At 56.0% G+C, this 23,968-nt stretch carries 21 protein-coding genes and 1 other RNA gene; 12 read left to right on the top strand and 10 right to left on the bottom strand.

All coding sequences use genetic code 11. The annotated features are described in order from the left end of the window. Positions 1-19: 19 nt before the first annotated feature. The gene (gene gcvT / locus D4100_RS21360) at positions 20-1,117 is read right to left on the bottom strand and encodes a glycine cleavage system aminomethyltransferase GcvT (RefSeq protein ID WP_006319463.1); all 1,098 of its coding nucleotides are present in this window, start codon (positions 1,115-1,117) and stop codon (positions 20-22) included. Positions 1,118-1,969: 852 nt separating this feature from the next. Here gcvT and D4100_RS21355 point away from each other — a divergent pair. From D4100_RS21355 to D4100_RS21340, 4 genes are read left to right on the top strand one after another with little or no spacing between them, the layout of a single operon-like run. Further along, positions 1,970-2,977 carry a C-terminal binding protein gene (locus D4100_RS21355; RefSeq protein WP_119805206.1) on the top strand — a complete coding sequence of 336 codons (1,008 nt, stop codon included), beginning with the start codon at positions 1,970-1,972 and terminating at the stop codon, positions 2,975-2,977. 24 nt (positions 2,978-3,001) lie between these two features. Further along, positions 3,002-4,003 carry a radical SAM protein gene (locus D4100_RS21350; RefSeq protein WP_119805205.1) on the top strand — a complete coding sequence of 334 codons (1,002 nt, stop codon included), beginning with the start codon at positions 3,002-3,004 and terminating at the stop codon, positions 4,001-4,003. Between the two features lie 24 nt (positions 4,004-4,027). Beyond that, on the top strand, positions 4,028-5,290 hold the full coding sequence (locus D4100_RS21345) for an ATP-grasp domain-containing protein (RefSeq protein WP_119805204.1): 1,263 nt from the start codon (positions 4,028-4,030) through the stop codon (positions 5,288-5,290). Next, positions 5,287-6,501, top strand: a complete 1,215-nt coding sequence (locus D4100_RS21340) for a hypothetical protein (RefSeq protein ID WP_006319473.1) — start codon at positions 5,287-5,289, stop codon at positions 6,499-6,501. Before D4100_RS21345 ends, D4100_RS21340 begins: the two co-directional genes overlap by 4 nt. Positions 6,502-6,642: 141 nt before the next feature. Here the strand turns inward: D4100_RS21340 and ubiI are convergent, their stop codons facing one another. The 4 genes from ubiI to D4100_RS21320 form a co-directional block, all read right to left on the bottom strand. Further along, positions 6,643-7,845 carry an FAD-dependent 2-octaprenylphenol hydroxylase gene (ubiI, locus tag D4100_RS21335; protein WP_006319475.1) on the bottom strand — a complete coding sequence of 401 codons (1,203 nt, stop codon included), beginning with the start codon at positions 7,843-7,845 and terminating at the stop codon, positions 6,643-6,645. An 87-nt stretch (positions 7,846-7,932) separates the two neighbouring features. Continuing rightward, positions 7,933-9,111 carry a 2-octaprenyl-6-methoxyphenyl hydroxylase gene (gene ubiH, locus D4100_RS21330; protein WP_119805203.1) on the bottom strand — a complete coding sequence of 393 codons (1,179 nt, stop codon included), beginning with the start codon at positions 9,109-9,111 and terminating at the stop codon, positions 7,933-7,935. A 4-nt stretch (positions 9,112-9,115) separates the two neighbouring features. Continuing rightward, on the bottom strand, positions 9,116-10,429 hold the full coding sequence (pepP, locus tag D4100_RS21325; RefSeq protein WP_119805202.1) for a Xaa-Pro aminopeptidase: 1,314 nt from the start codon (positions 10,427-10,429) through the stop codon (positions 9,116-9,118). A 60-nt stretch (positions 10,430-10,489) separates the two neighbouring features. Beyond that, positions 10,490-11,068 (bottom strand): YecA/YgfB family protein, encoded by a 579-nt coding sequence (locus D4100_RS21320; RefSeq protein WP_006319479.1) that lies wholly within the window; start codon positions 11,066-11,068, stop codon positions 10,490-10,492. 319 nt (positions 11,069-11,387) lie between these two features. Between D4100_RS21320 and zapA the strand changes: the two genes are divergently transcribed. The 3 genes from zapA to D4100_RS21305 all read left to right on the top strand — a co-directional run bounded on the left by zapA (position 11,388) and on the right by D4100_RS21305 (position 12,577). After that, entirely contained in the window at positions 11,388-11,717 is a 330-nt protein-coding gene (gene zapA, locus D4100_RS21315) for a cell division protein ZapA (RefSeq protein WP_004931621.1), read from the top strand. A gap of 41 nt (positions 11,718-11,758) precedes the next feature. Continuing rightward, positions 11,759-11,941: non-coding RNA, 6S RNA (gene ssrS, locus D4100_RS21310), on the top strand. 27 nt (positions 11,942-11,968) lie between these two features. Continuing rightward, the gene (locus D4100_RS21305; RefSeq protein WP_119805201.1) at positions 11,969-12,577 is read left to right on the top strand and encodes a 5-formyltetrahydrofolate cyclo-ligase; all 609 of its coding nucleotides are present in this window, start codon (positions 11,969-11,971) and stop codon (positions 12,575-12,577) included. 44 nt (positions 12,578-12,621) lie between these two features. Here D4100_RS21305 and serA read toward each other — a convergent pair whose 3' ends face one another. Continuing rightward, positions 12,622-13,860, bottom strand: coding sequence for a phosphoglycerate dehydrogenase (gene serA, locus D4100_RS21300; protein WP_119805200.1), 1,239 nt, complete (start codon positions 13,858-13,860; stop codon positions 12,622-12,624). 326 nt (positions 13,861-14,186) lie between these two features. Further along, positions 14,187-14,843, bottom strand: coding sequence for a ribose-5-phosphate isomerase RpiA (gene rpiA / locus D4100_RS21295; RefSeq protein WP_006319487.1), 657 nt, complete (start codon positions 14,841-14,843; stop codon positions 14,187-14,189). A gap of 204 nt (positions 14,844-15,047) precedes the next feature. Between rpiA and D4100_RS21290 the strand changes: the two genes are divergently transcribed. Continuing rightward, entirely contained in the window at positions 15,048-15,941 is an 894-nt protein-coding gene (locus D4100_RS21290; protein ID WP_006319488.1) for a LysR family transcriptional regulator ArgP, read from the top strand. Between the two features lie 390 nt (positions 15,942-16,331). On the opposite strand, the gene D4100_RS21280 is transcribed toward D4100_RS21290, so the two are convergent. From D4100_RS21280 to D4100_RS21270, 3 genes are all read right to left on the bottom strand, one after another. Further along, positions 16,332-17,063, bottom strand: a complete 732-nt coding sequence (locus tag D4100_RS21280) for an oxidative stress defense protein (protein WP_006319489.1) — start codon at positions 17,061-17,063, stop codon at positions 16,332-16,334. 110 nt (positions 17,064-17,173) lie between these two features. Continuing rightward, complete coding sequence (gene argO / locus D4100_RS21275; RefSeq protein WP_006319490.1) at positions 17,174-17,791, bottom strand: arginine exporter ArgO; 618 nt, start codon at positions 17,789-17,791, stop codon at positions 17,174-17,176. 124 nt (positions 17,792-17,915) lie between these two features. After that, complete coding sequence (locus tag D4100_RS21270) at positions 17,916-18,734, bottom strand: IclR family transcriptional regulator (protein WP_006319491.1); 819 nt, start codon at positions 18,732-18,734, stop codon at positions 17,916-17,918. Between the two features lie 375 nt (positions 18,735-19,109). Between D4100_RS21270 and D4100_RS21265 the strand changes: the two genes are divergently transcribed. From D4100_RS21265 to D4100_RS21250, 4 genes are read left to right on the top strand one after another with little or no spacing between them, the layout of a single operon-like run. Then, on the top strand, positions 19,110-20,663 hold the full coding sequence (locus D4100_RS21265; RefSeq protein WP_006319492.1) for a sugar ABC transporter ATP-binding protein: 1,554 nt from the start codon (positions 19,110-19,112) through the stop codon (positions 20,661-20,663). Beyond that, positions 20,656-21,738 (top strand): ABC transporter permease, encoded by a 1,083-nt coding sequence (locus D4100_RS21260; RefSeq protein ID WP_119805199.1) that lies wholly within the window; start codon positions 20,656-20,658, stop codon positions 21,736-21,738. The genes D4100_RS21265 and D4100_RS21260 overlap by 8 nt, the downstream gene beginning before the upstream one ends. 15 nt (positions 21,739-21,753) lie before the next feature. Continuing rightward, entirely contained in the window at positions 21,754-22,854 is a 1,101-nt protein-coding gene (locus D4100_RS21255; protein ID WP_006319494.1) for an ABC transporter substrate-binding protein, read from the top strand. A 12-nt stretch (positions 22,855-22,866) separates the two neighbouring features. Further along, positions 22,867-23,727, top strand: coding sequence for an SMP-30/gluconolactonase/LRE family protein (locus tag D4100_RS21250; RefSeq protein ID WP_119805198.1), 861 nt, complete (start codon positions 22,867-22,869; stop codon positions 23,725-23,727). Positions 23,728-23,968 lie beyond the last annotated feature (241 nt).

Below are 23,968 nucleotides of genomic sequence, written 5' to 3'. Positions count from 1 at the left end.
AGAATCAATAAACAAAAATTTAATTAGTCAGTGGCTTACCGGCACGGACAAAGCCGGGTTTGGTGACCTTGACCGGCATTTCGCGGTTGCGGATTTGCACGATAGCCTGCTCGCCGATACCGGCGGGCACGCGCGCCAGGGCAATACTGAAGCCCAGGGTCGGCGAGAATGAGCCGCTGGTGATCACCCCTTCGCGCGACTGACCTGCCGCGTCGGTGAAACGCACCGGCAGCTCATTACGTAATACGCCTTTTTCCGTCATGATCAAGCCGACCAGTTGTTCGGTGCCTTGTTCCCGCAGCTGCTCCAGCGCGTCACGGCCGATGAACTGGCGATCTTCCGGCTGCCAGGCGATGGTCCAGCCCATGTTGGCAGCCAGCGGCGAAACGCCTTCGTCCATCTCTTGGCCATACAGATTCATGCCCGCTTCCAGGCGCAGAGTGTCGCGCGCGCCCAAACCGGCCGGTTTAACGCCCGCCGCCAGCAGTTGTTGCCAGAAATCCGCCGCCTGCTCTTTCGGCAGGGCGATTTCATAACCCGCTTCGCCGGTATAACCGGTGGTGGCAATGAACAGATCCCCGGCCTGCACGCCGAAGAAGGGTTTCATGCCTTCGACCGCGCTTTTTTGTTCCGGGGTAAACAGGGTGGCGGCACGTTCTTTGGCCTGTGGGCCCTGCACCGCAATCAGCGCCAGATCGTCGCGCACCCTCAGTTCAATGCCATAAGGTGCAGCGTGTTCTTCGATCCAGGCCAGGTCTTTGTCGCGCGTGGCGGAGTTCACCACCAGGCGGAAATAGTCTTCAGTAAGGAAGTAAACGATAAGATCGTCGATCACGCCACCGGACGCATTCAGCATGCCGGTATACAGCGCTTTGCCAGGTTGAGTGAGCTTGGCGACGTCATTCGCCAGCAGATAGCGCAGGAACTCGCGGGTGCGGGCACCGTGCAGATCCACGATGGTCATATGGGAGACGTCGAACATACCGGCATCCTGACGCACGGCGTGGTGCTCATCGATCTGGGAGCCGTAATGCAGCGGCATCATCCAGCCATGAAAATCTACCATGCGCGCACCGCACGCCACGTGCTGGTCGTACAGTGGGGTTTGCTTTGCCATCTTTTCCCTCATTCCACTCAGTAGCTGAAGTTAGGGTGCTGCCACGCAATACGTCAGATTATGGCTCGCGGGCCGGGTTGCGTGGCGCACTGACTGCCCAACGGAAACGCTGCGCCGAAACGTACGGAAACTGCGGCTGACCGTCGTGACGCAAACGATACCTTTGCTCTGACGTTATCACCGAACGTCCCCATTAACCATAAGTTAAAATAGGTTTGGCGGTGTCCGTCGTCATTAAAAAGCCGGGCTAGTGTGCAGAGTTTTTAACTGGAAAAATGCGCTTTAAGGCACAAAACCAACAATTGGAGCACCAAAAATCCGAAGTTATATAACAAACCAACGGCTTGTCGCGGAATTTCGACTTTTGATAACCGAACATTAAATTAGAAAAAGTAATGCGAAAAATCGGCTGAAATTAGATTATTTCAAATGAAGGGTTATATAAGGAAAAGCTATGGGTGATCCCATGTTTGAGCAGGCCGAAACTTGTCGTTCACTTGAGCGCAGTGAGTTTTCCTGATGACGATGAATGCGCTCCGACCCAAGCCTCTCTGTCGCATCGGGCAGAGTGGATTCTTTCAGTAAAAGGACTCGTTTACCCATCCCGGTAAAGGTAAATATTTTTCACGTTTTCTTTGTTTCTTTCAGAAGATTAATATTTCTATCCCTTACCCATATTCTGTTTTTTTGATTAACAAAACCATAACCATTGGATTTATAAACTACATATTGAATATTAATCGATTTTTTAAGCTAAAACCCATCAACTTGTTAGAAAAAAGGAACCGTGCTTCAATTAACACTCAGTTTGTAATGTTAATGTTATCTTAACAATTATGGAGTGGGCGTTAGATGGAACCCAGACGTACCAAGGTTTTAATCATTGATTCGACAACGGAAAAACATTTCCCCCAACCAGATATTGAGCGAGAAATACTGGCCGGGTATGATGTTCACTTGGCACATATCAGCAATATCAATGAAATACCCGCCGAAATCCTGCCTGAGATAGAGTTCATGATCATCTGGGCATGCATCCCGTCCATCCAGTTCAATCAGGCTTTTTTACGTAATTTAGGCCGCTGCCGCGCTATCGTTAAAGCCGCCGTCGGTTACGATAATGTGGATATCGACGCCGCCAGGCAGCTCGACATCGCCGTGTACAATATTCCCGACTACGGCACAGAAGAAGTGGCCGATCACACTTTGGCGCTGATGCTCGGCGTAGCCCGTAAACTCAACGACATCAATCTGCATGTCAGACAAGGGGGTTGGGACTGGGCCAGCGTCAAAAAGTTGTACCGCTTGCGTGACAAGACCCTGGGGATCATCGGTTTTGGCCGCATCGGCGGTGCCGTGGCAAAAAGAGCGGCGGCCTTTGGTTTGAAAATCCGGTTTTACGACCCCTATGTCGCCAGCGGGGTTGATAAAACGCATGGCGTAACACGCTGTGAATCCCTTGAGGAGTTGCTCGCTTCGTCGGATATCGTTTCTGTCAACGCTTCCCTAAACCGCACTTCCCACCATCTCCTTTCCGCACCGCAGTTTCAGCAAATGAAAGAAGGCGTCTTGCTGGTCAATACGGCACGCGGGGGCATTGTGGATTCACAGGCTTTGTTAGAAGCGCTTAAATCCGGCAAGGTTGCTGCGGCCGGGCTGGATGTCCTGGAGAATGAACCCGATATCCCCGCAGGTTTCAGAACTCTGGATAACGTTATTCTTACCGCACACTCGGCTTTTTACACTGAAGAATCATTCCTGGAAATGAGAACCAAATCGGCCGAGCTGCTTTTGGGCATCATGGCCGGGGTTAACGTACGCAACCGCGTGAATGGAAACGGTATTTTACAACCCTCGTGATCAATAAGAGCATGGAGAATAACAATGTCTGCCGAGCAAAATATTGTCGTTAAACAGGTTGAAGAAGAAACGCGTTTTTCAGAAAAATTGACACCTTATTTAAAAGAACTCAGCAAAACCAGCCAGGCAATAAAGGATATGTATGAATTCAATCCTGAATATGAAACATTGCCGGCCAATCTTGACGTTGACCTGCTGAACGAGAAAACATCCACGCCCGTTTTTGGTACGGTAAAAAAATATGATGGCCAATTACTGGTCTTGCTCTCTTATACCTGCGCCGCCAACTGTCGGTATTGTGAACGGCAGGATCGCGTGGGGGTCGGCCTGGATGTGGAAGGTCGGTTAAAAATGTCTCAGATCGATGATATCGTTGACTATATCGCCAACGATAAAAGCATCTACGAAGTCATCGCCAGCGGTGGCGATCCGCTGACCAACCCCAAAGGTCTGCAATATCTGTTTAATCGACTGAAAGCGATCGACCATGTAAAAGTGGTCAGGATCCATACCCGCTATCCGCTGCAAAACCCGGGTAAGGTGCGTATGGAATTGATGGAAGAGCTGGCGCAGGCTAAACCGACGGTGTATTTGAGTCTGCACATCGACCATCCGGATGAGCTGCAACCTGAAGTCATCGAGATGATCCGGGCTTTCAAAAAGATGGGCTATGTGTTGCTGACGCAAACCGTCTTCCTGAAAACAATCAATGACGACAAGGAGACGCTGAAAACCCTATTTTTGCGTTTATTCGAGTTGGGCGTTCGCCCTTATTACATTTATCACGGTCAGGAAGTCACCTCTACCCGGCGTTTTGTCATGCGCCTCGAAGATGAGATGGCGATCATGACGCAGTTGCGCAATGAACTGTCCGGCCTCGCCTTCCCTCAGCACGTTATCGATATCCCCAGCGCTTCCGGCAAAGTGGTGGTGCCGAGCGAACACTGGCAAACGGATACCGCTACCGTCACGGATTTTTACGGCAAAACGGTCAGAACGGCCGACTGGTCGCCCATTACCAACTAAAACAACAGGGAAAGAGGCTGTCGCATGAAAACATTTATCATATTACAGAACATTGTCACCTTCCGGGCTGACTGGAATAAGCTGATCGACAGGGAAAAATACGCAGTCTGTCTGCTAACGGGAAAACAGGGCTGGGGCAATTTGCCCGCGGATCAAAAACCTTGTTTCGACGATATTCAAATCTGCGATCCCTTCACGACAAAAGAGCTGGAGCAAGCCTGTCGCGATCTCTTTATCCGTCGCAATATCACCAATATGGCGGAGGTGAGAATTATCACCAACGACGAGTATTTTCTGGGGCACGCAGCACACCTGCGGGAAATATTCGGTATTCAGGGCGCAACGTTCGCGCAAACGGAACCCTTTATCAACAAGCTGCGCATGAAGGCTGTCATGGCTGCCGGCGATATAGAGATCCCTCGGGTAGCGCCTTTTTCTCCGCAGTCCTATCAGACCTCTCCTGAACGTTATCTTCAGCAGGTTGAACATGCCTTGTCTTACCCGATATTCGCCAAACAAATTGATTCGGCCGGCAGCGAACGAATCGCCAAAATTCATGACCGCCCGGCGCTGCGGCAATGGTGTGAAGCCAATAAAGACGTTGAAAACTATGAGTTGGACCAATTTATTGAAGGAACGCTGTTCCATATCGACAGCCTGGTTTATCAAGGAAAGATCGCCGATATTTATATCTGCCAATACAGCCACCCCAACGCCGAGTTTATTGACGGCAAACCCGTGGGCAGCTTACCGCTGGATAAGGAAAATCCGCTGTATTCACGCTTTGAAGCTTATAACTCCCGCGTATTCGATGCGCTGGGTTACGTGCCTGACGGCGCGACTCATCTGGAAGCCTTCCTGACCAAAGACGACCGTATCGTGTTTCTGGAAATCGCCGCCCGCGCGCCCGGCGGCTGGATCCCGCAAATGCATGCCCTGTGCTCTGGCCGCAATATCGAAGAGCAGCATTTTCTGGCGCAAATGGGTTTGCTGGAGCAGACGAGCGAGCGGCCTGTCGGTTACGCCGCCTGGGTGTGGTATCCGCATCGGGAAGGCGCGCGTGCCGATATAGAAAAAAACATCAGCGTCGGCAGCGCATATAAAACGGCATGGGAGGTTCCGCAAGGCACGCTGCTGACCCAACCGCAGAGCGTACGCGACCGTATTGGCGGGATCCTGCTGTGGAATGATTCGCTGGCGTCTTTAACGGCGGACTTCCAATGGCTGGTTAATGACTACCTGCCTTATCACGATGCCGTGGCGGCAGATATCGGGGAGAATAAATGAATACCGCCGGCATGTTGCGATTATGGTTTCCCAGTGCGATCAGCATCAGTCTGCTGAATCTGGAACTCCCCATTATCTCGCTTATTCTTTCGGCCTACAGTCTCAAGGCATCCGGCGATTACGCCATTGCCCTGAGTACTTTCATGTTTGCCAATGCGTTTGTTTTCCCTCTGTGCGCGGTGGTCATAAAAATGAAAAAGAGTGCGGAGACGCTGATGTTTTCCGCACTGCTCGCCGCCGCAGTCTTTTTGATATTCAATCTGGGCGTTTGGGGTTTTAGGCAACATATCAGCCCGCATATCGCCTTTATTACCCATGTGTTTTCTCTTTCTCTGCTGGCGGTAGGCGTCCGACGTTATCTGCAGGGATGTTGCATCCTGGAGGGGAAAACCGCCCTGATGAGCCGCGCCTCATTCGTTCGCGTGCTGGTTTCGGTGCTCGGTTGTTATGCACTGACCCGATTTCAGGTCCCTGTGGATATGGCGGCGATCCTCGCGCTGGTGGCCGGTGCCTATACGGAGGCCATTTTGCTGTTGCTGTTGGTTCTGCGTCAGGGTATTCGGCTACACGAAGGAGGCAGCAGGCACTATCGGCAAATCATCGCGCCTTACTTTTCGGCCTTTCTGATGACCGCCTCATCGCTCATGAGCAACATCATTGTCGTCATCTGTCTGAGCCGGGTTATCGGCGGGAGCGAAGTGCTGCAATACTGGCCGTTAACCTTTGGCCTGATCTGCATTTCCATCGGTGCGGTGTTGGATATAGAGAGCATCCTCTTAAAAATATTGGGGCATCGGCCGCAGAAAAAACAGCAGTTCGGCTTCCTGGCGTTGCTGTGTCTGGCGGCCCCCATCTTGTTCGTCGCGTTGTGCCTTATTCTTGATCGATTCGACCTGTTGCCGGCCGGGAGCAGAACGATTTACATGAATGCGGAGTTTTTCATCGCCATCGTCGGTGTATCGATGCTATGGATTTTACGGGGTTATATTCGCGCCAACCTGATGAACGACAATCGGCTGAGGATCATCAATGCCAGCATTCTGGTGGCGATGATGACCCCTTTAGCCGTATTTTACGCCGTCGAAATACCCAACTATGGCGTTATGCTGTCGCTGTCGATTTTTTCCGCGCTGATTATACTGGAGCTGTTGTGCTATGCGCTTTACGGCATGACGCAAGCCCTGCAACGGCGACAGATCGCCGCAGAGTAACGCCCCTTGGTTCATTCTATGATGACAAGGCTCCGAAAGGAGCCTTGATGATGACAAAGTGCGGTTTTGTTTCATGGTGGGCGCAGTATGCAGCGCCCCTGCGAAAGGTACAGGCGAAGGCTTTATCCTGGGTTTCCAGCCTTAAGCCAGCCATTCCGGCAAATCGTTCAGGCCCATCGCCTGGCGCACCAGTTTCGGCTTCACGCCCGGCAGGCTGTCGGCCAGACGCAGACCGACGTCGCGCAGCAATTTCTTCGCAGGGTGATTGCCGTCAAACAGCTCACGGAACCCTTGCATACTCGCCAGCATCACGGCCGCGCCCTGTTTGCGACGGCGCTCATAACGGCGCAGATACAAGTGTTGGCCAATGTCCTTGCCCTGGCGTTGCAGGCGGCGCAGCTCGGCGATCAACTCGGCGGCGTCCATAAAGCCCAGGTTCACCCCCTGACCGGCCAGCGGATGCACGGTATGCGCCGCATCCCCCACTAATGCCAAACGGTGCGCGGCAAAGCTGCGCGCGTAACGCCCGGTCAAGGGGAAGGTCTGGCGTTCGCTTTCGAGCCGACAGGCCCCGAGGCGCAGATCGAACGTCATCGCCAGCTCGCGGTTAAACTGCTCCGGCTCCAGCTGCTTCAGGCGCTCCGCTTCTTCCGGCGCGACCGACCAAACGATCGAGCACAGATGCGGATCGCTGAACGGCAGAAACGCCAGAATGCCATCGCCATAAAATACCTGCCGCGCCGTCGCCAGATGCGGTTCTTCGGTGCGGATGGTGGCCACCAGCGCATGATGGCGATAATCCCAAAAGGTCAGCGGGATATCGGCGTGCTGACGCAGCCAGGAATGCGCGCCGTCGGCGCCCACCACCAGCCGGGCGGTCAGCATGCGGCCGTCCTCCAGCGTGATAAAGGCATCGTTCTCGCCCCAGGCCACCTGTTTTAGCGCCGCCGGGGTAATCAGCGTGACATCGCTCAGGCTTTCCGCACGCTTCCACAGCGCCTGTTGGATCACCGAGTTTTCAATGATGTGGCCGAGGTGACTGAAGCCGCATTCATCGCCGCGAAAGGCGATTTTGCCGAAGCTGTCGCGATCCCACACTTCCATCGCGTTATAGGCGCTGGCACGCAGGGCGAGGATTTCGTCCCACACGCCAATATGCTGCAGCAGGCGCTCGCTGGCGGCATTGATGGCGGATACGCGCAGTGCCGGTTGTTCCTGCAGCGGCGCCATCTCCGGTTGCCGGTGCTCAAGCACCGCCACGCGCAGACCGCTGCCTTGCAGGCCACAGGCCAGTGCCAACCCCACCATACCGCCGCCGGCGATAACCACGTCAAATGATTGCATGCTGCTTAATTTCCTTAAATGACTCGCTGCGCAGCGATTGCGCGGCGTTCCGGGCGCAGCAAGCTGCGCCCCTGCTTATGTCCCAGCCTAGCGATCCACCCAGCCCAACGTGCGTTTGGCAAAGGCATCGCGCACCGCCGGCAGCTGTTCCATCGCCATCAGGCCCAAATTACGGCCGACCACTAAAGGACCATAACGGTTGGCGAACAACCGGATCAGACCGTCGGTCACGCCGACCGTCGCCTGCTGATCTTTCTGCCGCCGCTGCTGATAGCGGCTCAGCAGCGCATAGCCGCCGAGATCTTCGCCCACCTGCTCCGCCTCTGCCAGCGTTTCCGCCAGTGACATCACATCGCGCAGCCCCAGATTGAACCCCTGACCGGCTATCGGATGCAGCGTCTGCGCGGCATTGCCCACCAGCGCCAGCCGATGGCTGACATGCTGGCTGGCGGTCAGCAGACTGAGCGGATAGCTGTGCCGTTTGCCGGCCTTGACGATCCGGCCCAACCGCCAGCCAAACGCCTGTTGCAGCTCACGGATAAAGCGAGCGTCGTCCCAGCCATCGACCTCGGCGCGATCCTCACGCGCATGGCACCACACCAGCGAACTGCGGCCCTGAGACATCGGCAACAGCGCCAATGGCCCATAGCGGGTGAAACGTTCGAAGGCGCGCCCCTGCGGATCTTCTGAGGTGGTGACGTTGGCGATGGTGGCAAACTGCGGATATTCACTTTGTTGCCACTGCACATTGCAGGCCTGTGCCAACGCCGAACGCGAACCGTCCGCCGCCACCAATAGTTGCCCGTTGATGCGCCGTCCGTTATCCAACAGCACTTCGGCGCGATCCGCAGTACGCAGCACGTCGACCACCCGGGCCGGGCAGTGCAGCGTGACGCCCGGTGCTTTGGTCAGCAACGCAAACAGCCGTTGGCCGGCGTCATGCAGCTCAATAACCTGCCCGAGCGCGTCGACCTGATAATCTTGCGCATACAGGTTAACAAAGCCGGCGTGGCCGCGATCGCTGACGTGCACATGAGTAATGGCCGTCGCACAATCGCGTAGCACCGGCCAGACGCCGATACGCGTCAGTTGCTGGCAGGTGCCCTGCGCCAAGGCAATGGCGCGGGCGTCAAACCCCGGATGGCTGCGATCGTCCGGCCGTGTAGCTTCGATCAGATCAACCGCCATCCTTCCCTGGGTAAGCGACGAGATGGCCAACGCCAACGTCGCCCCAGCCATTCCGCCGCCAACGATAATTACGCTCATTCGTTTACCTTGCCGCCGCCATCAGCGCTTCAATGGCATCAGCGTCTTTCACCACCCCGGCGGTCAGGTTTTCATTGCCGCCGGCGGTGATCACAATGTCGTCTTCAATGCGAATGCCGATACCGCGATATTGTTCCGGCACGTCGGCGTCCGGTGCAATGTACAGGCCCGGTTCGACGGTCAACACCATGCCCGGTTCCAGTTCGCGATCGCGAGCCGGCGTGACGTAATTGCCGACGTCGTGCACGTCCAGCCCCAGCCAGTGGCCCAGCCCGTGCATGTAGAACTGACGGTGCGCCTGTTCTGCAATCAGTTGATCCACTTCGCCTTTCAGGATGCCCAGTTCCACCAGCCCGGTAATCATGATACGCACGACCTCGTCGTTCGCCTCACGGATGCTGGCACCCGGTTTTAACAGTTCCAGAGCCCGCATCAACGACGCCAGCACGATGTCGTACAGGGCACGTTGCGGTTTGCTGAATTTACCGTTCACCGGGAAGGTGCGGGTGATGTCGCCGGCATAGCCTCTATACTCGCAACCGGCGTCGATCAGCACCAGATCGCCATCGCGCAACTCGCTTTCGTTTTCTGTGTAGTGCAGGATGCAGGCGTTTTCGCCGCCACCGACGATGGTATTGTAAGACGGATAGCGGGCGCCAAGGCGGGTAAACTCATGCAGGATTTCCGCCTCAAGCTGATACTCGAACATCCCGGGGCGACATTTTTCCATCGCGCGGGTATGAGCCAGCGCGCTGATCTCACCGGCGCGACGCATCACTGCCAGCTCTTCAGCGGATTTGAACAGGCGCATCTCGTGCACCCAAGGGCGCCAGTCGATGAGCGTCGCCGGCGCTTGCAGGTTCTGACGGAAGCCTTTGCGCAGTTTGTCCAGCGCCGAGAACAGGAGCTGATCGGCATAGGCGTATTCGCCCTGCGCGTGATAAACCACATCCAGGCCATTGAGCAGCAGGTGCAATTGGTCGTTGATTTCATCGAACGGCAGCGCGCGATCCACCCCCAGCTTCGCCGGTGCGGCATCCTGGCCCAGGCGGCGACCAAACCAGATTTCCGCCGTCAGATCGCGCACCCGGTTGAACAACACGCTGTGGTTATGCGTTTCGTTGCTCTTCACCAGAATCAACACCGCTTCCGGCTCGTTGAAACCGGTCAAATACCAGAAATCGCTGTTCTGACGGTAGGGATATTCAGTATCTGCACTGCGCGTCGCTTCCGGCGCAGAGAAAATAATTGCCGCGCTGGCCGGAGCCATTTTCGCCAACAGCGCCTGACGGCGGTTGTTGAATTCCTGCTGAGTCATCACCTTCTCCTGAAATCAATCTGCCTGTGCTCACGGCCTCTACGGGCGTGGTATCGGGGTTTAGTGCAAGGTCGGTTTGGCATTCTCCGGCGCCGTCGGCTTGCGGCGGGTAAATTCGGTGTGGCACAAAATAGCCGCCACCCGCACATACTCCACCACTTCCTCCAGAGAGTGTTCCAGCTCTTCCTGGTCTTCATCTTCGTCGTAACCCAGTTGGGCGATATTGCGCAGATCGTCGATCGCCTCACCCACTTCGTCTTTCACCTGCGCCAGTTTCGGCTGCATCATCCCCAGCCCGAGCAGGAAATGGTTCACCCACCCGGCCAGCGCGTCGGCGCGTTCGAAGACGGTTACCGTTTCGCCTTCCGGCATCATCAGTTGAAACATGAAGTCGTCGTCTTCCAGCGTTTCACGCGTAATTTCATAAAGTTGCTGGAGCGGCAGGTTCAATGCCTGCGGAAAGGCCACGCCTTCGTTCGTCAGATCGTAGACCAGCGTTTGCCAGCCGGCGTCGCGGCTGCCACCGCACAACAGGCCACTGATCAGGCCGTGCATTTCTGCTGCGGTCAACGCCACCGCTTGCTGGTTGAGAGCAACGGTCAAAGATTGGTAACTTGGAAATGTATTCTGTATAGACATGCGCATTCGTCATCGTTGGCAGGATAAGTTCGTGTTATGCTACCACCAAGGTCCATCGCTGTACCAGATAAGCGCGACACCTCAGTGGCTAGTTATAATCGTGATGCGCCAGAAATCACACAGTGCCGGCAGGGAGCAAAATGACGCTAAATACGCATTTTGAAACCCTTTTTTGACTGGTAATGTCTGTCGCGGTAGATTACAACCAGGTACTGAAAAAGGGGTTGTATCTTGGTACCGAGGTATATATAGTGGCGCCCGCTTTGGTGGCCCGGTAAGGGTAACTGGGGCTGGCGCGAAATTTAGGCAGGAAGGTGGCATGTCTGCACAACCGGTAGATATTCAAATTTTTGGCCGCTCGTTAAGAGTCAATTGCCCGCCAGAACAACAAGATGCGTTGAACATGGCGGCGGACGATCTTAACCAACGGTTGCAAGATCTTAAAGTTCGCACTAGAGTCTCAAATACTGAGCAACTGGTTTTTATCGCGGCATTGAACGTATGTCACGAACTTGCTCAAGAACGGTTGAAAACCCGTGATTATGCGTCCAATATGGAACAACGCATTCGTATGCTGCAACAGACCATTGAACAGGCTTTGCTTGAACAGGGTCGCATCTCTGAACGTCAGGATGCACAATTCGAATAACTTAAATTGCTGAAATCCAAGGTTTCGGCAATGAGTAAAAAATTTCTCTGAGATGTTCGCCAGCGGGCCAGTCCCCTGAGCCGATATTTAGTACCAACAGAATGTGATGATCCGCGATCGGTGTGCATGCTCGGCCCGCCGAGAAGCCTTAAGATTGCGACAGCACGTTCACCTTGAACCATGGGTTCAAGGGTTACAGCCTGCGACGGCATCTCGGAGATTCCCCTTCCTCAGCGGTATGTGTGCTGACTATGTCTTTTCAATCCCAATATGCCCAACAGCGGCAAAATATCCGCAACCAAATTCGTCAGTGCCGTCGCGCCTTAACACCAGAACAACAACATGATTTTGCCTTGCAGGTGGCTGAGCGTCTCGCTGCACACCCGCGTATTCTGGCGGCGCAAAGCGTTGCGGTCTTCCTGTCGTTTGACGGCGAATTGGATACCGCTCCGCTGATCGAACGGCTATGGCGGCAAGGCTTGCGGGTTTACCTGCCGGTTCTGCACCCGTTCAGCGCCGGCAATCTGCTGTTCCTGCGCTATGCCCCGGATACGCTATTGGTGAGCAACCGCTTCAATATTCTTGAGCCACAGCTCGACGTGCGCAACGTATTACCCGTCGGTGAACTCGATGTGGTGCTGACGCCATTGGTCGCTTTTGACAGCGCAGGCCAGCGTTTGGGGATGGGCGGCGGCTTCTACGATCGCACTCTGCAGAACTGGCAACGGGCCGGCCCCTACCCTATAGGGTTGGCGCATGACTGTCAGCAGGTGGACAAGATCCCAACTGAGCATTGGGATATCCCATTACCGGAGATTGTCACCCCGTCGCAAAATTGGGCATGGCAAATACCGGAATAGCAAAAGGCCGGATAAATCCGGCCTTTTCGTTAACGCACGAACACTCAGAACAGCAAACGGGCACGAATGGTGCCGGCAATTGCCTTCATGCGCTGCAGTGCGGCATCGGCACGTTCGGTTTCCGCTTCGATATCGATAACCACGTAGCCGATTTCCGGACCGGTTTGCAGGTACTGCGCGGCGATGTTCACCCCTTCTTCAGCGAAGATCTGGTTAATCTGCGTCAGTATGCCAGGGCGATTCTCGTGAATATGCAACAGGCGGCTGGCATTAGGGCCATGCGCCGGCAGCGACACTTCCGGGAAGTTAACCGCCGACAGGGTCGAACCGTTGTCGGAGTATTTCGCCAGCTTGCCCGCCACTTCGTCACCGATGTTCTCCTGCGCTTCCTGAGTGGAGCCGCCGATGTGCGGAGTCAGGATCACGTTGTCGAACTCGCACAGCGGTGAGTTGAACGGCTCGCTGTTGGTCGCAGGCTCTTCCGGGAAGACGTCGATCGCCGCACCGGCCAAATGTTTGCTGGCCAGCACGTTGCACAGCGCAGGGATATCCACCACGGTGCCGCGAGAGGCGTTGATCAGAATCGAACCCGGCTTCATCAGCGCCAGCTGTTCTGCGCCCATCATGTTCTTGGTCGACAGGGTTTCCGGTACGTGCAGCGTCACCACGTCGCTCATATTGAGCAAATCGGACAGATGCCGAACCTGCTGGGCATTACCCAACGGCAGCTTGTTCTCGATATCGTAGAAAAACACTTTCATGCCCAGGCCTTCGGCCAGGATACCCAACTGGGTGCCGATATGGCCGTAGCCGATAATCCCCAGCTTCTTGCCGCGCGCTTCGAACGAGCCGACGGCCAGTTTCTGCCACTCGCCACGGTGCGCCTTGGCGTTGGCGGACGGAATGCCGCGCAGCATCAGCAACAGCTCGCCCAGAACCATTTCGGCCACGGATCGGGTATTGGAGAAAGGCGCGTTAAACACCGGAATGCCGCGTTTGGTCGCCGCTTTCAGATCAACCTGGTTAGTGCCGATACAGAAACAACCCACCGCCACCAGTTTTTCTGCGGCAGCGAAAACTTCTTCGGACAGATGCGTACGCGATCGAATGCCGACGAAGTGAGCATCGCGGATGGATGCCTTAAGCGCTTCGGTGTCTAACGCACCTTTATGATATTCAATGTTGGTATACCCGGCGGCAAGCAGATTATCTACCGTGCTCTGATGAACCCCTTCCACCAACAGGAATTTAATCCTGTCTTTCTCCAATGATACTTTTGCCATTTACCCGACCCTATATTCAGACTTCAGAAGCGGCTGTTATAAAACAGCACCTATCCAACATAACAAAAATAACGCGGGCGGCAATACAAACGATTGCCTGCCCGTCAGTACAAGGCTCAGCGTTGCTGGTGGTTTCTGGCAGAAAATGCCAAAGGGAAAGAAATAGACAGAAGCTTTGTGGAGCTAAGGCTCACAATGTGACATATGTCACCAAATTTGGCGCTTTTAATAAAAGATATTTTAGCCAGTGAATTATGCGGTCCGGTGGGATCCAAGACCGCATCCAAGATGAAGACGCACTACACGCGCCTCCGCAGACCGCGGATTTATTCAACCACCTTCACGCCGTCAGGCGTACCGACCAGCGCCACATCCGCGCCACGGTTGGCGAACAGACCTACGGTCACCACCCCGGCGATGCCATTGATTTTGTTTTCCAGCGCAATGGCGTCGACGATGCTCAGGTTATGCACATCCAGGATCACGTTGCCGTTGTCCGTCAGCACGTTCTGGCGGTATTCCGGCAGGCCGCCCAGCTTCACCAGCTCACGCGCCACGTAAGAACGCGCCATAGGGATTACCTCCACCGGCAACGGGAACTTGCCCAGCACTTCTACCTGCTTGGTAGAGTCGACGATGCAGATAAACTTGCGTGCGATGGCGGCAATGATTTTTTCACGCGTCAGCGCTGCGCCGCCGCCTTTGATCATCTGCATCTGGCGGTTGATCTCATCCGCGCCGTCGACGTAAATATCCAGCGAATCCACTTCGTTGCTGTCGAACACGTGAATGCCCAGACTTTTCAGCTTGGCGGTAGAGGCGTCGGAGCTGGACACTGCGCCTTCGATCTGGTGCTTGATAGAGCCGAGCGCGTCAATAAAGTGGGCGGCGGTAGAGCCGGTGCCTACCCCAACGATGGTGCCTGGGGTAACGTAATCCAGCGCGGCCCAGCCAACCGCTTTTTTCAGTTCATCCTGCGTCATGATATGTCCATTGTCTCTGTACGAAAACGTGTGCGTATTATAGGGTAAATCGCTATTTTTCACTCCGGCAGGATCACACTTCTTCACCCTAAGCCGCATTTTTAGGCGCGCCGCAGCAAGATAGCACCGTGATTTTTCCACCTGTAAAACACCAGAAATGTGGCATAGTGCCAGTATCAATCTAATTTAAGGGATATCTTTCCGATGAAACGCCCAGACTATCGAACGCTGCAAGCGCTGGACGCGGTGATCCGTGAGCGCGGCTTCGAGCGCGCCGCACAGAAACTTTGCATCACCCAATCGGCGGTATCCCAGCGCATTAAACAGTTGGAAAACCTGTTCGGCCAACCGCTGCTGGTGCGCACCGTGCCGCCGCGCCCGACCGAGCAGGGCCAGAAATTGCTGGCGCTGTTGCACCAGGTGGAACTGTTGGAAGAGGAGTGGTTGGGTAACGACGCCGGCGCCGATACGCCGCTGCTGCTGTCGCTGGCGGTCAACGCCGACAGTCTGGCGACCTGGCTGCTGCCGGCACTGAAACCGGTACTGACCGATTCCCCTATCCGCCTGAACCTGCAGGTGGAAGACGAAACACGCACCCAGGAAAGGCTGCGCCGTGGTGAAGTGGTGGGTGCGGTGAGTATCCAGCCGCAACCGCTGCCAAGCTGTCTGGTGGACCAACTGGGCGCGCTGGATTATCTGTTCGTCGCCTCGAAAGGCTTCGCCGAGCGCTATTTCCCGAATGGCGTCACACGCTCTGCGCTGCTGAAAGCGCCTGCGGTGGCGTTCGATCATCTCGACGATATGCACCAGGCTTTCCTGCAACAGAACTTTGACCTTTCGCCGGGCAGCGTGCCCTGCCACATCGTGAACTCGTCGGAAGCCTTCGTGCAACTGGCACGCCAGGGCACCACCTGCTGTATGATCCCGCACCTGCAAATCGAGAAAGAGCTGGAGTCGGGCGAGCTGATCGATCTGACGCCGGGCCTGTTCCAGCGCCGCATGCTGTTCTGGCACCGCTTCGCGCCGGAGAGCCGCATGATGCGCAAAGTGACCGACGCCCTGCTGGAGCATGGCCGCCAGGTTTTGCGTCAGGATTAAATGGAAAAGGTTCGCCGTAGCGAACCTTTGAGGTTGTTGACAAAGTTGTCTTTAGGTCCGAGATAACCCGACCTGGCGCATCGAAGGGCCATTATGGGTCATGTCCATGCGCCCCCCTACGGGCCGAGGCCGTTACTCCCCCTTCGGCACGCTCTCCCCAATAATCGGCTTTGTCAGTAGCCTGAAAAACCCGTGTTATACCCTAAATAATTGGAGTTGCATCACAACAAAGCCGAGGCTTTGTTGAACAGCGCTTGCGCTGGCCCCAACGGGGCGAGGCATTGCCGAGTAACGCGGCCAGGGCAGGAGTCCCCAGGAGCTTACTCAAGTAAGTGACTGGGGTGACTGCGTGCAGCCAACACAGATGCAGCTTCAAGTATGACGGGGATATTACTGAGCGGCGTTGCGCTGCAACTCGAACACCACATCCACCTGATCGTCAAAGTGAATGCTTTGCTGTTCGTAGGTTTGCGCCGCATCGGTTTCCGCCGCCGCACCCGCCGATTTATACATGCGCGCTACCGGCATCGGTTGGTAGTTGGCCACATGGTAACGGATGCTGAAGACCGGCCCCAGCTTGGCGTTAAAGCCTTTCGCCAATGAAGCGGCCTGCTGGGTGGCGTTCTCAATGGCTTTCTGGCGCGCCTGCTCACGGTAAACATCCGGCTTCGCCACACCGAGTTCAACGGCACGGATCTCGTTCAGGCCGGATTTCAATGCGCCGTCCAGCAGCTCGTTCAGTTTATCCAGTTGGCGCAAAGTCACCTGCACCTGACGTACCGCACGGTAGCCTTTCAATACCGACTCGCCGGTTTTCAGGTAATCATATTCCGGCTGGGTGCGCAGGTTGGCGGCGCTGATGTCTTTCTTCTCGATATTGTTTTTCTGCAGGAAATCGAAATATTGCGCCACGCGCTCATCGACCTGCTTCTTCGCCTGCCCGGCGTCTTTGGAAGAAACGCTGACTTCGATCGCCAGCGTGGCGATATCTGGGGTAGCGTCCACGCTCGAGGTGCCCGAAGTGACCACATGCGGCCCTTCCGGCAACTCCGCCGCCTGCAGCGCCAGAGGTAACGTCCCTAATCCAACCATTGCGGCCATAGCCAATGCTTTAAGCTTCACAGTGTCTCCTTGATGACAGGCTGTAACTGATTACCGGCCTGACAGCCGGTTCCTTGGCATAAAACGTAGCATATCGCGCGGGCTTTTAAATTCGGATTAGTGACAAATTCTTATAAATTTGCCCCCTGCCAGGCCAGTTGCCCTGCGATGCCCCACATCACCAGCCCCACCAGCGTATTGATAATGCGTTGCGCCAGTTGGGTTTTCAGCCACGGCGCCAGCCAGGAAGCCAACAACGCCAACCCGAAGAACCAGACGATAGAGGCGCTCACCGCACCCATCGCAAACCAGGAGCGCACATCTGGCGTCAGTTGGCCGCCCAGGCTGCCCAGAACCACAAAGGTATCCAGGTAGACATGCGGGTTCAGCCAGGTCACCGCCAGCATGGTGACTACCAGGCGCCAGCGGCTCTGTTTCAGCTCCTCCGCCGTCGCCAGGGCCAACTGCCGGGTGAAAGCGGTGCGAAATGCGCCCCAGCCGTACCACAACAGGAACGCCACGCCACCCCAGGTGACAATCGCCAGCAGCAGCGGCGAACGGCTCAGCAAGGCGCTGCCGCCGAAAACGCCGCCACAGATCAGTACGATATCGCTCAATGCGCACAACGACGCGATCATCAGATGATACTGACGGCGGATCCCCTGATTCATCACAAAAACGTTTTGCGGGCCGAGCGGCAGGATCATCGCGGCGCCCAGGGCGAAGCCCTGTATAAAGACAGCTAGCATAGTGTTCCTCACAGAGAAAAAAGCGCCGTTCGGGGGGCGCGTGTCAGTCAACACGCGCATCATACGAGGAAGGGATTATTAGATGAAATTGATATTTCTAATCAACCATCAGGGATACTAATACTCAGGCCGGGATCACAAACCCCAGTTCCTGAGAAATGCGCTGTGCGGTCGCCAACACCGGCTTAATCAAAGTCTTGACGCCAATCTGCTGCAGTTTGGCGGTCGGCAGCGACACCGACACCGCATAGGGAACCCGTTGCTGAATATCAAATACCGGTGCCGCCACGCAGGAAACGCCCAGCTCATTCTCTTCACGATCCATCGCCATGCCGCGCTGACGGATATCGGCCAGTTCCTCATACATCTTCGGCAACTCGGTAATGGTATTACGCGTCAACGTCTGGATCTCATGCTGATGGGTTTGCCAGTAGTGGTCAGGATAATCGCTGTTGCCATAGGCCATAAAAATCTTGCCCATCGCCGAGCAGTACAGCGGCATATGCTGGCCGATGTAGGCGCGGGTGCGCATCATCCCGGTGGTCGGCTCCAGCTTGTAGATCAGAATGACGTGGTCATCTTCCCGGCTGGAGAAATTCACCGTCTCCCCCACTTCCAGATTCAGCTGTTCCAGGTGCGGAGCGGCAACGTGGATGATATTCAGCGAAGAAAGCGCCTTCTGGCCGATGGAAATAAATTTGGTGGTCAGGCGATAGCTGCCAGGCGACGGCGCCTGGGTCACATAGCCGCTGGTATGCAATCCCTGCAGCAGGCGATGGACGGTGCTTTTATTCATGCCTGCCAACTCGGACAGGTGCGCCAGCGGGCAGCCATTAGGGAAGTTACTCAGGATCTCGATCAGTTGCAAACCGCGGAACAGGCTTTGGCTGCCCAAGGGTTTGTCTTTCTTGTCATCTTTATCGTCGACAGCTTTCAGGCTCATAGCGCAATTTCTCCAATGTCGAGCCGCCGGCCAACGCCACGGCGTGGCAAACGGGCCCTTTGCCGGGAATGTTACCCCAAGGCCCGCATCAGGTGAAGACGGAACGCCGTTTCATTGTCAGCAGCAGCTTAAAAATGCGCAACAACCCGCTAACCCGTGAAGTGAGTTGTTCGTCACAATTCCGCAAAGACAAAAATAACACATTGTTTTAAAACAACAATTAAAACGTCGCCGGCTTTGCTTTAGATCAGCGATCGGCATATTATTTTTGAAATTGAATTTCGCATAGTGAAATTTAAAGGCGATATAACAACCACAAGTTCACCAAATTTGCATTGCGCCGATCGCGCATGCCGAACACCAGGGGCGCATCACATGACACCAGACAATGCGGAACAACCCATTCTCACCCTCAGTCATATCGTCAAGCGTTTTGGCGGTAACGTGGCGGTCAATGACGTCAGCCTGCAAGTGATGCCGGGCGAAGTGCTGGCCCTGCTCGGCGAGAACGGCGCAGGCAAATCGACGCTGATCAAGGTGCTGGCGGGAGTTTACCCACGCGACGGCGGCGACATTAGGTTTCAGGGTGCCAGCATAGCCTCCGCTGCGGCGATAAAAAGTGACAACCGCCAACCTATTGCCTTTATTCATCAGGATCTCGGGCTGATCGAATGGATGACGGTAGCGGAAAATATGGCGTTGGTAATGGGCTTCCCACGCCGCTTTGGCTTGATCAACTGGCGCGCCATCCGCCACCGTGCCGTTCAGGCGTTGCAGGATGTAGGTATTGCGCTGGATCCCGACGCCAGAGTGTTCGAACTGTCGCGCACCGAAAAATCATTGCTGGCGATCGCCCGAGCGGTAGCGGTCAATGCCGAATTGCTGGTGCTGGATGAACCGACCGCCTCGCTGCCCGCCAACGACGTGCGCCATCTGTTCGCCGTAATCAACCGGCTGCGCGCCAAAAAAGTCGGCATGATTTATGTCACCCACCGGCTGGATGAAGTGATCGAGATTGCCGATCGGGTGTGTGTAATGCGCGACGGGCGCTATGTGGACGGTGGTAATACCGCAGACTACAAACTGCGCGATCTGGTGCAAATGATCGTTGGCGAAGCCATGGCCGACGATCAGCGCGAGCCGTTGCCGGAACACCGGCGGCCGGTGTTGCAACTAAATAACGTGGCGGTTGGCGATATCGGCCCGGTCAGTTTCAGCCTGCAACCCGGTGAAATGCTGGCGCTGGCCGGCCTGCGCGGTGCCGGGCAAGAGGAGATAGGCCGGCTGTTGTTCGGTCTGCGCCAGGCGGACGACGGCGAGATCCGTTTTCGTGACCAACCCTATACGGCCGGCAATCCGCAACAGGCAATGGCCTGCGGTGTCTCGATGGTGGCAGGCGATCGCACCGGCGAAAGCCTGGTGATGTCGATGAGCGTGCGCGAGAACCTGTTTATCAATCCGACGGCCAGCGGCCACAAGTTGCTTTCACGCTATAGCCGCCGTGCGGAGATCGGCGCCAGTTGGTGGAAGGTTCAACTGTTCGATGTCCGGCCCAAGGACGTCAATATCGACATCAGCGCCCTGTCCGGCGGCAACCAGCAGAAGGTGGTGATGGCGCGTTGGATGCACCTGGGCGCACCGCTGTTGATCCTGGAAGATCCCACCGCCGGCGTGGACGTCGGCGCACGGGCGGAAATCTATCATCTATTAAATAAATCCCTGGCAGAAGGCGTGGCGGTATTGGTTGTCTCCAACGATTTTGAGGAGATCGCCCATATCTGCAACCGCGCTCTGGTGTTTAACCGGGGAAAAGTAGTCGGCGAGCTGAAAAACCAACAGGTGTCATTCGCCAATTTATTGGAACTGGCCTCCGCCAGCGCCGGGGAAACCCTCGCAACAACGTTAGAATCTGAGGTGGGCAATGTCTAAAACATCTGTTAAATCAACGGCACTTGAGCAAAGAGTCAGCCTTTCGCAGGACGGCATCGGTCCGTGGCTGATGCAGGTTCTCACCCGCTATGGCCTGCTGCTGCTGTGCATTGCATTGGTTGTCCTGTTTTCACTGATCGCGCCGTCATTCGCCTCGATGTTGACGGTGCAAGCGATCCTCTCCAGCAAATCCAAGATCGCCCTTCTGGCACTGGCGGCAACCATTCCGATGATCGTCGGCAAAATTGACCTCAACGTCGGCTTCGGCATCGTACTGTGGCATATCCTGGCCATCACCCTGCAGGTGGAATACGGCTTCTCGTGGCAGATGGCGGTGCTGACTGTGTTGGCCGTCTCCGCGCTGTACGGCCTGCTGAACGGCATTCTGGTGGCACTGGCGGATATAGACAGCTTCGTTGCCACCCTGGGTTCCGGCACCGTGCTGTATGCGATAGCTCTATGGCACTCAGGCGGGCGCCAGATCGTCGGCGATCTGCCGGACGCCTTTACCGCCCTGCACCACACCGAGATCGGCGGGATCCCGATCGTCGCGTTCTACGTGTTGATCGTCGCCGTGGTGTTGTGGTTGATCACCGAACACACTCCGCTGGGTCGCTGCATGTACGCGGTGGGCGGCAATCCGGCGGCGGCGCGGTTGAACGGCATCTCGGTCACTCGCTTTACTATCGGTGCCTTTATCGCCTCCAGCGTGTTGACCGGCTTCAGCGGCGTGCTGATCGCCGCCGAGCAGGGCGTCGGCCAGGCCAGCGTCGGCATGGACTACCTGCTTCCGGCGCTGGTCGGCGCCTTCCTCGGCAGCACCACCATTCGCCCCGGCCGGGTTAACGTCTGGGGTACCGTGGTCGGTATCGCCATTCTGGCTATCGGCATCGCCGGCATTCAGCAGTTCGGCGGCGAATTCTGGGTCGAACCGCTGTTCAACGGCGCGACGCTACTACTGTCGATCACCCTGGCGGGCTACGCCCAGCGCCGCCGGTTACTCAATCAAAAAGCAGTACAACGCAGCCCGACCGTTACGGCGGATAAAAACAACCAAAAAGCGATCAATCCTTAACCAGGAGCTCACCCAATGAAACGTCTTTGGATCTTACCGACTACCCTGCTGCTGGCCGGCGCCACCTCACCCGCCTGGGCCGACGCCTATCTCGATCAGGCCACGGCGGCGGTCGCCAGGGCCACCGCCAGCGTCACCCAGTGGGACGGCCCGACCAGCGGCCCGCAGTTGCAGGCCAACAAGAAAATCATCTTTATCGCTTCGGACATGAAAAACGGCGGTGTGCAGGGCGTGCAAGAAGGGCTGAGCGAAGCGGCGAAAGCCGCCGGCTGGAAGCTGGAAACGTTGGACGGCGGCGGTTCGGTTAAAGACCAGCTTGCTTCGCTCAACCAGGCTATCGCACAGAAACCGGACGGCATCGTGATCGGCGGCTGGAACCCGAACGTAGCCAAGATCCCGCTGAAAAAGGCCATTCAGCAAGGCATAGTGCTGGCCGCCTGGCACGCGGTGCCGGAACCGGGACCGATCGCCAAATACAATGTGTTCTATAACGTCACCTCAGACTCCAACGAAGTGGCGCGCATCGCCGCCCAGTACGCGGTGGTACAATCCGGCGGCAAGGCCAGCGTGTTGATCTTTACCGATTCGCTGTATCAAATCGCACTGGATAAAGCCAATGTGATGAAAGAAGAAATCGGCAAGTGCAGTGGCTGCAAAGTGGTGGAATTTATCGACACCCCGCTGTCGGATACGTCCAATCGTATGCCGGCCATGACCTTCAGCCTGCTGCAGAAATACGGCGATAAATTCCAGTACGCGCTGGCGATCAACGACTTGTACTTTGATTTCATGGCCCCGGCGCTGAAAACCGCCGGCAAAGGCGGCAAGAACGCGCCTTATAACATCTCCGCCGGCGACGGCTCCATTTCCGCCTACCAGCGTATCCGTTCCGGCGACAGCCAGTCAGCCACCGTGCCCGAACCGCTGAAACTACACGGCTGGCAACTGCTGGATGAGTTCAACCGCGCCTTCGCCAAGCAACCGCCTTCCGGCTATGTCACCCCGGCGCACCTGGTGACGCGCGACAACATCGCCGCAGACGGTGGCAGCAACAACCTGTATGACCCGCAAAATGATTATCAGGGCCACTACAAAGCCATTTGGGGCGTGAAGTAAGCGGAGGTCGGTATGAATGGACTAATGGCGGACCATCAGCTTGAGTGCCTGTGTTCACCGGCTATCTGGGCCGAAGGGCCGGTGTGGCTGCCGCAACAGGATGCGGTGGTGTTCAGCGATGTGAAAGGCAATCGCATGTTCCGCTGGTCGCGGCAGGGGGAGCTTAGCCTCTGGCGCTCCCCTTCGCACTACGCCAACGGCAACGCCCGCGACGCCGAAGGACGAGTGATCAGCTGCGAGCACGGACGTCGCTGCATCAGCCGCACTGAAAGCAGCGGTGAAGTGCAAATGCTGATCGAACGCGTCGACGGCAAACGTTTCAACTCGCCCAATGACGTGGCGGTGCGCTCCGACGGCACGATTTGGTTTACCGATCCTCCCTACGGCATTACCGGCGACGAAGAAGGTTACAAGTCGGAAAGCCAGGTGATCGGCTGCTACCTCTACTGCTTCGATCCGCGCGACGGCTCGTTGAACATTGCCGCCTGCGACCTACAACGGCCGAACGGCCTGGCCTTTTCACCGGATGAATCGCAGCTGTACGTGGCGGATATGTCGATCGTCGATTTCCCGCTCCTTGGCCGCAGCGAATTGCGGATGTATCAGGTCGATGGGCGCGAGTTGAGCTGCGGCCGGCGTTTCGCCGCCGTAGCCCCGGGCTTTCCGGATGGTTTCTGCGTCGACAGGGCCGGCAATCTGTTTTGCAGTTGCGCCGATGGTGTGCTGATCTTCGACAGCCAGGGGAAACCGCGGGGTAAAATCGACGTGCCGGAACGCGTATCCAATTGTACCTTCGGCGGGCCGGACGGCAACGAGTTGTACATTACCGCCACTACCTCGTTATACCGCAGAGTATTGAATACCCAGGGATAACCACAGGGAAAGTGAACGCAGAGCGGGCCTGTTCCGCTCTGCTTTGTCACGCCTGAAGCACGTCAACAGCCCAAAACGTGCAGCCGATCACAAAATCACCATATTAATTTAACTACTTGTTTTATATGAATAACTTTCTCTGTGCTTACTTTGACTTCCCTCAGTCGCAGGTATAGCATTTATTTGAAATGCAATTTCGCATATTGAAATTAAAAGAACATAAAACAAACAAGAGCACCGT

This window comes from Serratia inhibens (assembly GCF_003591175.1).
GTDB classification, from domain to species: domain Bacteria; phylum Pseudomonadota; class Gammaproteobacteria; order Enterobacterales; family Enterobacteriaceae; genus Serratia; species Serratia inhibens.
This window is presented reverse-complemented; position numbering and strand designations above follow the sequence as displayed.

Coding starts and splice junctions, on each gene's coding strand:
- gcvT (WP_006319463.1), bottom strand. CDS start 1,117: ATGGCAAAGCAAACCCCACTGTACGACCAGCACGTGGCGTGCGGTGCG.
- D4100_RS21355 (WP_119805206.1), top strand. CDS start 1,970: ATGGAACCCAGACGTACCAAGGTTTTAATCATTGATTCGACAACGGAA.
- D4100_RS21350 (WP_119805205.1), top strand. CDS start 3,002: ATGTCTGCCGAGCAAAATATTGTCGTTAAACAGGTTGAAGAAGAAACG.
- D4100_RS21345 (WP_119805204.1), top strand. CDS start 4,028: ATGAAAACATTTATCATATTACAGAACATTGTCACCTTCCGGGCTGAC.
- D4100_RS21340 (WP_006319473.1), top strand. CDS start 5,287: ATGAATACCGCCGGCATGTTGCGATTATGGTTTCCCAGTGCGATCAGC.
- ubiI (WP_006319475.1), bottom strand. CDS start 7,845: ATGCAATCATTTGACGTGGTTATCGCCGGCGGCGGTATGGTGGGGTTG.
- ubiH (WP_119805203.1), bottom strand. CDS start 9,111: ATGAGCGTAATTATCGTTGGCGGCGGAATGGCTGGGGCGACGTTGGCG.
- pepP (WP_119805202.1), bottom strand. CDS start 10,429: ATGACTCAGCAGGAATTCAACAACCGCCGTCAGGCGCTGTTGGCGAAA.
- D4100_RS21320 (WP_006319479.1), bottom strand. CDS start 11,068: ATGTCTATACAGAATACATTTCCAAGTTACCAATCTTTGACCGTTGCT.
- zapA (WP_004931621.1), top strand. CDS start 11,388: ATGTCTGCACAACCGGTAGATATTCAAATTTTTGGCCGCTCGTTAAGA.
- D4100_RS21305 (WP_119805201.1), top strand. CDS start 11,969: ATGTCTTTTCAATCCCAATATGCCCAACAGCGGCAAAATATCCGCAAC.
- serA (WP_119805200.1), bottom strand. CDS start 13,860: ATGGCAAAAGTATCATTGGAGAAAGACAGGATTAAATTCCTGTTGGTG.
- rpiA (WP_006319487.1), bottom strand. CDS start 14,843: ATGACGCAGGATGAACTGAAAAAAGCGGTTGGCTGGGCCGCGCTGGAT.
- D4100_RS21290 (WP_006319488.1), top strand. CDS start 15,048: ATGAAACGCCCAGACTATCGAACGCTGCAAGCGCTGGACGCGGTGATC.
- argO (WP_006319490.1), bottom strand. CDS start 17,791: ATGCTAGCTGTCTTTATACAGGGCTTCGCCCTGGGCGCCGCGATGATC.
- D4100_RS21270 (WP_006319491.1), bottom strand. CDS start 18,734: ATGAGCCTGAAAGCTGTCGACGATAAAGATGACAAGAAAGACAAACCC.
- D4100_RS21265 (WP_006319492.1), top strand. CDS start 19,110: ATGACACCAGACAATGCGGAACAACCCATTCTCACCCTCAGTCATATC.
- D4100_RS21260 (WP_119805199.1), top strand. CDS start 20,656: ATGTCTAAAACATCTGTTAAATCAACGGCACTTGAGCAAAGAGTCAGC.
- D4100_RS21255 (WP_006319494.1), top strand. CDS start 21,754: ATGAAACGTCTTTGGATCTTACCGACTACCCTGCTGCTGGCCGGCGCC.
- D4100_RS21250 (WP_119805198.1), top strand. CDS start 22,867: ATGAATGGACTAATGGCGGACCATCAGCTTGAGTGCCTGTGTTCACCG.